General features: G+C 35.6%; 12 protein-coding genes. 6 read left to right on the top strand and 6 right to left on the bottom strand.

The features are described 5' to 3' along the window. Positions 1 to 21: 21 nt before the first annotated feature. The 3 genes from B3P23_RS05690 to B3P23_RS05680 all read right to left on the bottom strand — a co-directional run bounded on the left by B3P23_RS05690 (position 22) and on the right by B3P23_RS05680 (position 1,537). Entirely contained in the window at positions 22 to 444 is a 423-nt protein-coding gene (locus B3P23_RS05690; protein WP_293925021.1) for an NUDIX hydrolase, read from the bottom strand. A 203-nt stretch (positions 445 to 647) separates the two neighbouring features. Then, positions 648 to 1,154: a GNAT family N-acetyltransferase gene (locus B3P23_RS05685; RefSeq protein ID WP_293925020.1), complete on the bottom strand. Its 507-nt coding sequence runs from the start codon at positions 1,152 to 1,154 to the stop codon at positions 648 to 650. 41 nt (positions 1,155 to 1,195) lie between these two features. Continuing rightward, entirely contained in the window at positions 1,196 to 1,537 is a 342-nt protein-coding gene (locus tag B3P23_RS05680) for a winged helix-turn-helix transcriptional regulator (RefSeq protein ID WP_045753521.1), read from the bottom strand. A gap of 92 nt (positions 1,538 to 1,629) precedes the next feature. On the opposite strand from B3P23_RS05680, the gene B3P23_RS05675 reads away from it, so the two are divergent. Both B3P23_RS05675 and B3P23_RS05670 read left to right on the top strand, forming a co-directional pair. Continuing rightward, the gene (locus B3P23_RS05675) at positions 1,630 to 2,268 is read left to right on the top strand and encodes a peroxiredoxin-like family protein (RefSeq protein WP_293925019.1); all 639 of its coding nucleotides are present in this window, start codon (positions 1,630 to 1,632) and stop codon (positions 2,266 to 2,268) included. After that, on the top strand, positions 2,265 to 3,068 hold the full coding sequence (locus B3P23_RS05670; RefSeq protein WP_248755771.1) for a DNA alkylation repair protein: 804 nt from the start codon (positions 2,265 to 2,267) through the stop codon (positions 3,066 to 3,068). The genes B3P23_RS05675 and B3P23_RS05670 overlap by 4 nt, the downstream gene beginning before the upstream one ends. A 151-nt stretch (positions 3,069 to 3,219) precedes the next feature. Here the strand turns inward: B3P23_RS05670 and B3P23_RS05665 are convergent, their stop codons facing one another. Then, positions 3,220 to 4,509 (bottom strand): sensor histidine kinase, encoded by a 1,290-nt coding sequence (locus B3P23_RS05665; protein ID WP_293925018.1) that lies wholly within the window; start codon positions 4,507 to 4,509, stop codon positions 3,220 to 3,222. 724 nt (positions 4,510 to 5,233) lie between these two features. Next, positions 5,234 to 5,587 (bottom strand): winged helix-turn-helix transcriptional regulator, encoded by a 354-nt coding sequence (locus B3P23_RS05660; protein ID WP_045753517.1) that lies wholly within the window; start codon positions 5,585 to 5,587, stop codon positions 5,234 to 5,236. 115 nt (positions 5,588 to 5,702) lie between these two features. On the opposite strand from B3P23_RS05660, the gene B3P23_RS05655 reads away from it, so the two are divergent. Both B3P23_RS05655 and B3P23_RS05650 read left to right on the top strand, forming a co-directional pair. Next, the gene (locus tag B3P23_RS05655) at positions 5,703 to 6,554 is read left to right on the top strand and encodes a DsbA family oxidoreductase (protein WP_293925017.1); all 852 of its coding nucleotides are present in this window, start codon (positions 5,703 to 5,705) and stop codon (positions 6,552 to 6,554) included. A 26-nt stretch (positions 6,555 to 6,580) separates the two neighbouring features. Continuing rightward, a complete protein-coding gene (locus B3P23_RS05650; protein ID WP_293925016.1) occupies positions 6,581 to 7,228 on the top strand; it encodes an NAD(P)-dependent oxidoreductase in 648 nt (215 codons plus the stop codon). Positions 7,229 to 7,700: 472 nt separating this feature from the next. On the opposite strand, the gene B3P23_RS05645 is transcribed toward B3P23_RS05650, so the two are convergent. Then, a complete protein-coding gene (locus tag B3P23_RS05645) occupies positions 7,701 to 8,828 on the bottom strand; it encodes an MFS transporter (RefSeq protein WP_260948471.1) in 1,128 nt (375 codons plus the stop codon). 387 nt (positions 8,829 to 9,215) lie between these two features. Here B3P23_RS05645 and B3P23_RS05640 point away from each other — a divergent pair, with 387 nt between their 5' ends. Next, entirely contained in the window at positions 9,216 to 9,725 is a 510-nt protein-coding gene (locus tag B3P23_RS05640) for a GNAT family N-acetyltransferase (protein WP_045753514.1), read from the top strand. A gap of 367 nt (positions 9,726 to 10,092) precedes the next feature. Beyond that, positions 10,093 to 12,204 (top strand): nitrite/sulfite reductase, encoded by a 2,112-nt coding sequence (locus B3P23_RS05635; RefSeq protein ID WP_293925015.1) that lies wholly within the window; start codon positions 10,093 to 10,095, stop codon positions 12,202 to 12,204. The last annotated feature ends 246 nt before the right edge of the window (positions 12,205 to 12,450 follow it).

Below are 12,450 nucleotides of genomic sequence, written 5' to 3'. Positions count from 1 at the left end.
CAGAAAAATAAAGGTAAAGTATTAAGCGCCTAACAAATGGTCAGCCTCCAATTGATCAAAAACCATCAATACACCAACAACTTGAAATTGTTCTTTTAAATATTCTGCTCGCGAGAAATAACGAACTTCTCCGATTTCATTACTAGGTTTGATATCTTCTTGAAGATCATATATAAAACAATCTTGCTCCATAATCACCACAGGAATTTCACCATATGCTGGAGCTGTGATATGGCAATAAAATCTTAACCTTTCAGGATCTAACGCGATCATCAGTTCCTCTTCTATTTCTCTTTTCAACGACTGCAATGAGTTCTCTCCTTGATCTACCTTACCTCCAGGCAGATACCATGCTTTTTTATTATTGCTATAAGCAAGCAATAATTTATGATCCTTTAGTGTGATCAGACCTGCGGTATGAAGACGTGATGATATTGTATGCATATTAAAAACTTTAAATGTATGATAATATAATCTACCAATTTTTACATGAAAATCAATAGAAAGATTCAATTATTATAAACTTTGTAAAAATAAATGCAGTAAGGTTTATCTTCTGCATAATGATCTTTCTCCTTGAGCACACAGTAAAGAGCTCCTAAAAATCAATACGTAATAGGAGTACTTCTGAGATTTTCAGCACACCTTCATTGCAAATCCAATTCCAGAATCTCACCAGGCAATCCATCGAAATCCTTAAACTCTTTCGAAACAAAACCATGATTGATCAGAATCTTTCTCGATGGAATATTTTTCGGATCAATAATGGCTACTAACTTTTCCAGTGATTGCTGCTGTTTCGCATGCTCGATTAATTGTCTAGCGACTTGACTCGCGATTCCTTTACCCCAATAGTAAGGCAAAATCATATACCCGAGCTCCGCTTCAACCTGATCTTCCTCATGAAGTGCTAATTTTGCAAGGCCAACAAACTCGTTTGATGATAGGGTTAAGATTTTGAAATTGCCAAAATTCTCATTCAACTTATTATTATCGATCAGTTGCTCAAAATCAACTTGAGCCTCCTCTATTGGAATCGCTCGTTCCGTAATCATTTCCATAACCCGAGCGTCACCTACAAGTTGAAAGTATTCATCAAAATCCTGTGATTTAAACTTTACCAAATAAACATCAATCATTATACTATCAATCATTATACTATTACATTTTACAGCAGAACCCTTATCCAGTGGACTTAATTATTTGCTTTTTCTTCCATTAACAATTCTCCCCAAGCATTCAATTTCCACAGCACTTCCACCAGTTTTTCACCAAGAGGTGTAAGCGTATATTCAACACGAGGAGGCAATTCATTAAAGCTCTTTTTACTTAAGATTCCATCCCCCTCCAGCTCCTTTAATTGTTGATTCAATACCCGTCTGTCCACACTTACTATTCCTCTCAACATTTCACTTGGACGCTTCTCCCCTTCATTGATTCGCCAAATAATGGGAATTTTCCATTTTCCACTTATGGTATTTACAGCAAATTCCAATGGACATATTTTTTCTATTATCGCTTGTTGCTTTGTTTTCATGAAATTGACTTTTTTATCCCATAGGGATAATAATATGCGGTATTGTCATTCTGAATTTACTTTTAAATATTTGCAAAAACAAATCATATCGCATGACAAACTTAGCAAAGAAAATAGAAGAAATTAACCAAAACTTAGCAAAGCAGTTACCCGCAGAAATTATCAATGTTTTTAGTCAATCTATTGAAGATTTGAAAAACAGCAAAATTGACCAAAACAGCATACAAGTGGGTTATAAATTTCCTGATTTCAATTTAAGAAATACCAATAATCAATTGATCCATTTACATGAACTGCTAAAAAAAGGTAAAGTAATCGTCGCTTTCATTCGCGGCACTTGGTGTCCATATTGCAATCTGCAACTCAAAGCGCTGCAAGATCATTTAGAGCTTTTTCATCAAAAAGATGTAACATTAGTGGTAATAACTCCTCAATCTGAGGATAATAATAAAGAATTAGAACTTAGCCATAAATTGAATTTTGATTTATTGACCGATCAAAATCATCTGTTAGCCAAACAGCTTGGTATTTCATTTCAACTACCAAAATATGCAATCGACACCTACGAGAAACTAGGAATCTCCCTGTCTGATTATAACAAAAATGATCATAACGAATTACCCATTCCCGCTGTATATATTATTGACACAGACTATACCATAATCTATCAATTTGTTGACAGTAACTATATGAACAGAGTAAATATTCAAGACCTTATAGATCAGTTATGATGGAAGTAAAAAGAAAAGGTGCAAGATCAACTCAAGATCTTACTCCAGATATTTTAATACAATTAAATCGTGGAGAAATAGAAACAGCAAATCTCGTAGAGTGGTTGGCTATTGACCAACGCTCTTTATTAGCACATATATTACATGAACATAATCGGTTAGTTTATCTAGATCCAGTTATATCAGCCATCGATCAGTTGAAAAAACAAACGGTAAACACCATCAATGAAGCTATCGGAACTATTCTTTTTGAGCAGTCAGTTAAAAATGGTGATCAGCAATTTTTAAAGATACTAGCTCATCATCAAGCCGATATGGCTCGATGTTGGGCAACTTATACGATTGGTAAAAATCAACAACTGAGCATTGATCAAATATTGGAACAGATTAAACCTTTTTCTGCAGATACACATTTCGGAGTAAGGGAAATTAGTTGGATGGCAGTACGGCATCAGATCGCAAGCAATTTAATAACCAGTATCAGCATCCTCGCTCGTTGGACTTCAGATGAAGACAAAAATATAAGAAGATTTAGTAGCGAATCGACAAGACCACGAGGTGTTTGGTGCGAACATATTGATATTCTCAAACGAAATCCGGAGTTAGCACTGGAAATTTTAGAACCACTACGATCTGATCCGGAGCGATACGTACAGGATAGTGTAGGCAACTGGCTCAACGATGCCAGTAAAACACAAGCAAATTTTGTGCGTTCGGTATGTCAACGCTGGAAAAAAGAAAGTGAAACAAAAGAAACCAATTACATCATTAAGAAAGCTTTAAGGACAATTGGAGCTTAGCGTAAAAGAGTATTCTTGAATTATCCCATGGATAGTTTCAATCGTTAAAAATTAGTGCAGGTTTGATGTGATAAATCAATGGACATGAAGTAGATCATAGGGCGAGCAGAGGATATAGAATAGTCAGCATGGCAACCAGAGCTGATAAATACTAAATTTCACCTTTAGGCAAAGAAACAGTAAAGGTGGAACCTTTATTAGGTTTACTATTTACATGAATTGTACCACCATTCAATCTTGTAAATTCGGCACATAAAATCAATCCTAATCCAAACCCTCTTTCTCCCGCTGTCCCTCGGGAGGAAAATTGTGATGATGTAAACAGCATATTTATGCGACGGTCATCCATTCCCATACCCTCGTCTTTAATAAGAATATCAATTTCATTAACCCGATCGACTGCAGTAATCGTAATGCGCCCACCGGTTTTACTGAATTTAACAGCATTACTTAATAAATTTCTTAAAATAACAGCTGTTTGATCATAATCTGCTACTAATGCTAACCGTTCAGGAACATTGATATGAATCGTGAGTTGTTTCTGCCTGATCAGTAAGTCAAAAAATTGAAGGATCTCTCTAAACAAAGGTTGGAGAACAAAAACAACTGGTAAGGTTTGGATACCCTGCATTCCACGTACACTCCATCGCAATAAATTATCAATAACTGATCCCAGTTGAGATACTTGATTTTTTAGTAGTCCTATTGTTTCAACACGTTCATTAGCGGTCAGTAGGTCTTGATGAAAGACCTGCAGTAGATTTTCTAAAGTAGCCATCGGGCTACGGATGTCATGCGCTAGAATCGAAAACATCTTTTCCTTGTCCTTATTGAGAGAAAATAATGCTTGCCGTTGCTTTTCCACTTCTCGTTGATAATTTCTTTGAATACTCTTAAAATAAGTGACCACACCTACGATCAGCATGATCCCTACAATCATATTGACATAAGCCTGCTCTTTGGGCACTGGTGAACCGAGCAATGGCGGCTGTGGAAACAAAATAACGGCTGCACAGGCTACAAAAATTAAAGAACACAAAGAAAATCTGATCCATTTAGTATCAAACATGAGACTAGTTGTAATCAATAAAGCCACTAAAAAGTATTCGCCCCCATTATGAAAATACAATCCGGCGATGGTGTAAATAACCAATCTTGAACCGACCATCACTAATCTTGCACTCAAATACTTTCTTGATTTATTCAAAAAAATAACAGTAGCAGCATCACATACATTTAACAAATTTAAAAAAGAGAGAAAATAGCGTTCATTAGTGAAATTGATAATAACATAGGTAAACATGCAGCACATTCCAATCCAATTCAATATGTTGATCAATTTAGTATATCTTGACTCCACATATGGCATATCTGGATAAACCCCCACATTCGTGAGTTTATTAAAGGTTTGTTTCACGAATGTAAACAACGTAGTGGTCATTAAATGAACATTTTTTTAGGTAGTTCGTTATAGCTTTAAATCATATAGCTATGCAATTCTCATTATACTTTACTTGTTTTTATATACTTTGCAAATAGTAACATCCATACTATTGCTGCTAAACAGAATGAAGATGAGCATACGATATAGGTGCACATCACTTCTTTGCAATACAATTCAAACGAGTAAACGAGACGCGAATTTTATGGAACAAAACTAGTAAAATTTATGAGGTCTTCACAACTTTTTCATACAGATTTAAAATCGATCACTTCTGTACCAAATATATTTCAGATATGAGTTTCCATAAATAAAGGCATTTTTAAATTAATTTACTTATACACCTAGTTTCTAGTCTCAAAAGATCTTTAGCGGTCCATTTTACCCTATAATTGTCATCATGATAGCAGGATCAGCTATCCAGCGCTTACTAAAATGTTTGAAGAAGATTTATTTCACATATTTTGCCAAAAGCACGCGCACTAGAGCTTTTAAGACATCCCAATTTTTCACAATTCATATGGCAGCAATATCACATCTATCATCCCCGGACAATAACAGTAAGCTTTAATAAAAGGAAGTATTGAATAATAGGCTGATCATTGCCAATTGTTTTACATTACTATACAAAAGCATAGTAGCTTTATAACGTTTAAAAAAAACTTTTAAGGTTACATTACAATAAGTTCCAATTAACCTGCATCATTAGATTTGGGCTAAATTCCTATTTCAATACTTTCTTCCTGTGCTCAATTCCCCATACAATCATAGCGTCGATGACATTTTTAAATGATTTTCCCGACTCTGTAAACTCATATTCTATGGTGACAGGGAAAGTATCGTGCACAGTTCTGGTCACCATTCCATTAAGTTCTAGATCTCTCAATTCTTTTGAAAGCATTCTAGGAGTAATTTTAGGAATTTCTTTTTCCAAATCTTTAAAACGCTTTTTTCCAAATTGCAAGGATGCCATAATAGGCAGTTTCCATTTTCCCGCCAGTACATTTAATGTGTCATTTACAGCCAAAAGATATGTTTCTGGACACTTCTGAATTAAGTCAATATCGATCAATTCCATATTTTAATTATTTTCTGTCAACCATCTTACTATACTTTAGTATAGCACTATACAAAAGTAAGTAATCAGATTGTATATTTGTATAATAAAAACAAATCGAAAAGTGGCCGTTGAAATGAATAAAAAACTAATCATCGGATTGTTATCATCAACCGTCGTAATCAGTGGATTTTTATTTGCGGCGTGGGGAAGTGATGCCTCGTTAACTGCAAATCCAAAAAGAAAAATAAGTTCAGAACACAAATCAGATAATAAGATGAAAGTAGAAATATGGAGCGATGTGATGTGTCCTTTCTGTTATATCGGGAAAAAGAAATTTGAAACAGCATGGAATGAATTTGCTGCTAAAAACAAGGTAGAGATAGAATGGAAAAGCTTCCAGATTATGCCCGGCTTACAAACTCAACCAGACAGAACTATCCACGAGGTGTTAGTAGATCAAAAAAGAATTAGTTTGGAACAAGCTAAACAGTTGAATGGGTACGCTACCCAAATGGCAAAAGATGTCGGTCTGACCTACAACTTTGACAAAACAGTTCCGGTAAATACTCTAAAAGCGCACCAGTTCCAACATTTTGCCAAAGCAAATGGTAAAGGAGTGGAAGCCGAAGAGCTGATGTTCAAAGCGTACTTCACCGATGGAAAAAACATTGATGACATGGATACCTTGGTCGAATTAGGTAAATCGATAGGTTTAGACGGATCAGCTTTAAAAAGCGCTTTAGAAAAGCAGACCTATTTAAACGCTATAAAAAATGATATCCAAGAAGCAGAGAAAATTGGCGTAAATGGTGTTCCATTTTTTGTTTTTAATAGAAAACGTGCCGTTTCAGGAGCTCAGGATCCTCAAGTATTTCTCGATATGCTACAAAAATCATTTGAAGAGTGGAGAAACGAAAACCCGCAAACCAAACTGGAAGTCGTAGAAGGTGCCGTTTGCAAACCAGATGGTACTTGTGATCAATAATTTTTAAACGTATAAAATTAAGAATAATGAAAATAGCTGTTATCGGTGCTACCGGATTTGTAGGTAGCCACATCACCAATGAATTAATCGACAGAAATCTTCACGTCGTAGCGATTTCGAGAAAAGGGAATCAGTCCGACAAAAATAATCTTCAGTATATACAGGTGGATGTTGCAGATGTGAATGCATTAAGCCAAGCTCTAACAGGTACAGATGTGGTGATAAGTGCATTTAGTCCTGCTGCCTCAAGCTCCAATTTGGCCGAAGAATTTATGAAAGGTTCGAAAGCAATACAAGAAGCAGTAAAAAAAGCAGGTGTGCAACGCTTTATCGTCATTGGCGGAGGTGGAAGTTTGCTAACGGCGGACGGAAGGGCCATTATTGATACTTTACCGCAGGATCTACATTTTATTCCAAAAGCAAAAGCTACAAAAGACTATTTTGAAATTATCAAAGAGGAGAAAGAATTGGATTGGGCCTATTTTAGCCCTGCTCTTCAAATGAATCCAAGTATCACTATTGGTAGAACAGGAAAATACCGTTTAGCTACAGACTATCCTGTACTAGACGATGAAGGTAATAATATGCTCTCCGTAGAAGATGTAGCCGTAGTTATAGCAGATGAAGTTGAGAACCCTAAACACCACCAGATTCGGTTTACGGCGGGCTATTAATTTTTTAGAAGCACTTAACAAATAACAGATGCTCCTTCTAATAAAAGAGTATCTGTTATTTGTTAAAAAAGCTAAAAGCTCCTACCGAGCTCAATTTTCTATTAAAAAAAGACAATCACCAGTTTATCAGACGATACCCATACTTATACGACCTAGTCATCTGGATGATCATTTTTTGTATTTTCACTGTTGATATGGTTTAATCCTGTCCGCCCCATACTCATGAGACAACTATTAGAAACAAATCGATTAATATTAAGAGAGCTGCAAAATGTTCTTATGATTTTAATTCCAATGCAATGAAGTATACAGAAGATTAAGTTTTTATAAATTTAGAAGACGCAGTGGAGATTAGTCTGATAGTCCTGCTCTTGCTATCTTTAAAAACTTTATGCAATACAATCAGGTTTCGACGAATGTCATTTATAATAGCTACCTGAATCATTATTTACTGTAAGTTTTTTGGAAACTATTAAAGTTTATTTTTACTTGACAACCAAACGATCAATAATGCTACGCAGCTCCATAGCAGCATTTGCGTTAATGCCATATCCCAACCACCTAAAGACCAACTTAAAAGACCAAAAAATGTACCTATACCAGCACCAATAAAATAGGCTGTCATATAGACTGTATTTAACCGGCTGTGAGCTGCTTCATCCAAAGAATAGATTCTGGTAAAGTTTGTAATCTGCGTAGCCTGCACGCCAATATCTAAAAAGAAAATGGATACGATTAAGACCCATATGGAATGGGGAAATATCCACATAACGAGAATACTTAAAAGCAGCATACCAACTGTAAGGAATAAATTTTTGAATACCTGACCATTTTCTGCCATTTTTCCGAAATATGGTGCGACCAGTGCTCCACCAATTGCGATAATACCAAAAAGACCTATCGTTGATGCCGGAAAACTAAAAGGTTGTCCACTGAGATGAAATGTCAATGTGGTCCAGAAAGAACAGAAGACTCCAAAAGTGAACGCCCCAAGTAAGGAAGCTTGTCGTAGAATTTTATATTTTCCGATCAATGCAAGAGTTGATTTTAGTAAACCCAAATAGCTTCCTTTGAATTTAATCGGAACTTCAGGCAATCGAAAAAAGAGCAATAAAATACTTATTGAAACAAGTAGAGCTGAAAATAAAAACACACTCTGCCATCCCCATAGATCTGTGAGCCATCCACTGATCAAACGTGATCCGAGTATTCCACAAAGAATCCCGCTAAAAACAATTCCCACGTTTTTACCTCGGTTTTCTTTCCCAAGTGTGGCAGCCATTGGAAGGATGATCTGGGCTGGTGTTGAACATATTCCAATAATAAAACTTAGGATCAGTAATAGTGATAAGTTTTGCGTATTTGCTATCAACAATAACATAAAAACCTGCGCCACACAAATGGATAGTATTAACTTTTTTCTGTTGAGTTTATCGCCCAAGGGAAGCAAGAAGAACATTCCTAAACCATATCCTAATTGAGCCAGCATTGCAATTTTCCCAACTGATTCTTCGGGTTTACCGAGTGTATCCGCTATATCCTTTAAGATAGGTTGACTATAATAAACATTGGCAACAATTGTCCCGGCTGAAAACGCCATTATTGGTATTACCAGTCGGCTCTTATTTTTCGTTAACATTTATTCGATTATTTGACTGCAAATTTAGAAATCCGAATGACGGAAAAATTGTATAAAAGATTACTTTTTTTGTACATTTAACCATATTTTTTTTATAAAACGGATTCAGCTTGAGGCATTGTTTCAGAAATCGTACAGGATTTTGGGTTTACTGATTCAAGTCATTTTTATTAGTCCTTTTTAAAACAGACTGGAATTGCAACAAATAGGTTTATAAAAAGCAGTAACCTGCGTTAACTCAATGACAAATACCTAAAAAGTACAATTTAATATAGATCTAACACTTCATTAAAATTTTCATTTATCTTATATTTCAAAATTATTAAAATAATAAATCAACAATACTAAATGAAGGAAAAAATCAATATACGCAGCATTGAAAAAACTGATAATCCGATACTTGCCAAGCTTATCAGAAACACTTTTGACGAATTTATGCTCACAAAAGAAGGTACTGTATATACAGATCCTACAACAGATGATTTATTTTCTCTTTTTAATCAGGAAAATGCTGTTTACTGGGTAGCTGAACAAAATAACGTGTTATTGGGCGGTTGTGGTATTTACCCCACTGTTGATCTACCTTCAGGATATGCGGAATTGGTGAAATTCTATCTTGCTCCTGATTCAAGAGGAAAGGGCATCGGTAGATTACTATTGCAAAAATCAATTGAAAGTGCCAATAAACTAGGCTATTCTAAACTATATCTGGAGAGTTTCCCACAACTAAAAAAGGCTGTATCTTTATATGAAAAAATTGGATTTGTGACGATTGATAAATGTCTTGGTAATTCAGGCCATTATGCCTGCACAATTTGGATGGAAATAGAATTAAAATCCTATTTAAATAAGGAATAGAACATCCCCTACTTTTGGCATCTAAATTCGATAATCAATAAGTTATATAATAATCTTCTTAATACAGATAGATTTAAAGGCTATCTATTCAACAATCCACCAATAAAAAAGTGCACAAGCATTCCTTTTATCATCAATTTCTCTATTTCATTAAATTTTTTAACAAATAGAGGCAACTTGCTCCCGGAGGCATTTTAGAAACACTATTACAATAAATCATGCAGAATAGTCGTGAAAACTATTGTTGTTTCATACATAATCTACCTATTCTATGTACTTTAAGTAATAAATACTATTTAATCCACATTAATTACTACGGATCAGGATTATAAGAACTTATTTTTGAAATAACAAACACTTATAAACGATGAATAGTAGCCTAGAAATTTCAGAAGATATTGATAAAAAAGCATTACGTGACATATTAGAACTTGATCAAAAGATCAAGCTCTTTAAAAAAGGAGAAATCAATGATGAAAGTTTTCGGGCATTTAGACTTGCCCGAGGAATTTATGGACAGCGACAGGATGGTGTCAACATGATCCGCATCAAGCTGCCATTTGGTCGCGTTACACCTGAACAACTTGAACGGATAGCTGATATATCAGAAGCTTATGGAAGTGGTAATTTACATGCTACTACACGACAGGACATTCAGCTTCACTATGTACATCTAAGCAGTGCCCCTCAACTTTGGGCAAAGCTTGAGGAAAAAGGTATTACTTTAAGAGAAGCATGTGGAAATACCATCCGTAATTTAACGGCTTCACCTTATGCCGGCATCGATCCTGAAGAACTCTTTGACGTTTCTCCTTATGCGAATGCTGTATTCAACTATTTCCTCCGTAATCCTGTATGTCAGAATTTGGGAAGAAAGTTCAAGATTGCCTTCTCTTCTTCTGACCGAGATTCAGCATTTACTTTTATCCATGATCTGGGTTTTATTCCAAGACAAAAGGAAATTAATGGAAAGTTGGTTCGTGGTTTCCGTGTTGTACTTGCGGGTGGATTGGGTGCACAGCCTTTCATGGCACATAGAATAACGGATTTCATGGAAGAAGATAGGATTATTCCTTTCACAGAAGCCTGTTTACGAATTTTTGACCGATATGGTGAACGTGCCAAAAGGCATAAAGCAAGACTAAAATACTTGATCCAGGATATGGGTATAGACCCATTCCTTGAACTGGTTCAAACCGAATGGGAATCTTTGTCTGTTAAAACATTCCCTATTGACCTGAACGATTATACCGCATCTGAGATTCCCGAACGATCCGCATGGAGCTCTGAAGATCCTGTAAATTTTCAAAAATATGAACGTTGGTTAAGACTCAACCAATATGAACAGAAACAAAAAGGTTATTGTGCTGTACAGATTAAACTTCCTTCAGGTAATATCAATGCCGAAAATGCACGGAAACTGGCTAAAATAGCACGTGTTCATGCCTCTGCTGACATGCGCATTACAGTTAATCAAGGTATTTTATTAAAATATGTAAAACCCGAGGCTTTAAAATCGTTGTTTATTGCGCTGGATACAATAAATTTAGCCGAACCTGGTTTTGATACTCTATATGATGTTACCGCATGTCCGGGAACGGATACCTGTAATCTCGGTATTGCAAGTTCAGTGGGATTGGCAGAGGAACTTGAGAAAGTGCTGACAAAAGAATATGGTGATATTGTTTTTGAGAAGGAAATCAAAGTAAAGATCTCTGGCTGTATGAACGGTTGCGCACATCATGCAATCGCATCAATCGGTTTTCACGGAATGTCCATGAAGATCGGTCAATATATCCTACCTGCCATGCAGGTATTGTTAGGCGGAGGCCTGGATAGCAGCGGAAATGGTGCCATCGCGGAAAAAATAATTAAACTTCCATCCAAATGTATTCCAGATGCTGTAAGATCTCTACTGAATAATTATCAGGAAAACATGAAGGACGATGAAAACTTTAACGATTATTACAATCGAATGGGAAAGAACCATTTTTACACTCTTTTAAAACCTCTTGGCGAGCTGAAAGAAGTTAACCAATTCCATTTAATGGATTGGGGAAATGAAAAAATTTACGAAACTAAAATTGGTATTGGTGAATGCGCCGTTCCGATGATGGATATGGTGGGTGTTGTATTTGAAGAAGTACGTGAAACCTTAAATCGGGCTAAAGAGGCTATAAACCAAAGAGAATGGGTCGAAGGTATTTATTATTGCTATACTGCCCTATTAAATACTGGGAAAGCGTTATTATTAACCAAAGAAAAGCCTTGCAATACGCACATCAGTGTGATAAAAAACTTTGATCCTGCATTTATTGAAAGTAAGGAGTTTGAATGGGACGGCTCTTTTCATGATCTTGTATTCCAGATTAATACAAACGGATCCTCTTCTGAATTTGCAGATACTTATTATAATATCGTAGAGGACTTTTATACAAGAGCAATTGCTTACCGTGAGTCACAGCTTCAGAGCACTTAACCAAGCTACAATTATAGAATAATATATTGTTGAGATCTCTGCCGCATACAACATTAAATTGATAACATCATGGATCGATCACGGAAATATAATACGGGAAATATGTAACGGATATATAACACCGTAATATCAGGACGTGACACGTTCTTTAAAAAAGTAAGGATCTCATTCTTTTGCTTTTTCATTATGTTCCTGATAGTAATATAGAATTGGTTTTTTCTCTTGAAGCTCTGCCGAATCATTCCT

This window comes from Sphingobacterium sp. UBA6320 (genome assembly GCF_002440335.1).
In the GTDB taxonomy this organism is placed as follows: Bacteria; Bacteroidota; Bacteroidia; order Sphingobacteriales; family Sphingobacteriaceae; genus Sphingobacterium.
This window is presented reverse-complemented; position numbering and strand designations above follow the sequence as displayed.

Bases quoted from the DNA above. Each gene is read 5' to 3' on its own strand.
- B3P23_RS05690 (WP_293925021.1), bottom strand. From the start codon at position 444: ATGCATACAATATCATCACGTCTTCATACCGCAGGTCTGATCACACTA.
- B3P23_RS05685 (WP_293925020.1), bottom strand. From the start codon at position 1,154: ATGATTGATAGTATAATGATTGATGTTTATTTGGTAAAGTTTAAATCA.
- B3P23_RS05680 (WP_045753521.1), bottom strand. From the start codon at position 1,537: ATGAAAACAAAGCAACAAGCGATAATAGAAAAAATATGTCCATTGGAA.
- B3P23_RS05675 (WP_293925019.1), top strand. From the start codon at position 1,630: ATGACAAACTTAGCAAAGAAAATAGAAGAAATTAACCAAAACTTAGCA.
- B3P23_RS05670 (WP_248755771.1), top strand. From the start codon at position 2,265: ATGATGGAAGTAAAAAGAAAAGGTGCAAGATCAACTCAAGATCTTACT.
- B3P23_RS05665 (WP_293925018.1), bottom strand. From the start codon at position 4,509: ATGACCACTACGTTGTTTACATTCGTGAAACAAACCTTTAATAAACTC.
- B3P23_RS05660 (WP_045753517.1), bottom strand. From the start codon at position 5,587: ATGGAATTGATCGATATTGACTTAATTCAGAAGTGTCCAGAAACATAT.
- B3P23_RS05655 (WP_293925017.1), top strand. From the start codon at position 5,703: ATGAATAAAAAACTAATCATCGGATTGTTATCATCAACCGTCGTAATC.
- B3P23_RS05650 (WP_293925016.1), top strand. From the start codon at position 6,581: ATGAAAATAGCTGTTATCGGTGCTACCGGATTTGTAGGTAGCCACATC.
- B3P23_RS05645 (WP_260948471.1), bottom strand. From the start codon at position 8,828: ATGGCGTTTTCAGCCGGGACAATTGTTGCCAATGTTTATTATAGTCAA.
- B3P23_RS05640 (WP_045753514.1), top strand. From the start codon at position 9,216: ATGAAGGAAAAAATCAATATACGCAGCATTGAAAAAACTGATAATCCG.
- B3P23_RS05635 (WP_293925015.1), top strand. From the start codon at position 10,093: ATGAATAGTAGCCTAGAAATTTCAGAAGATATTGATAAAAAAGCATTA.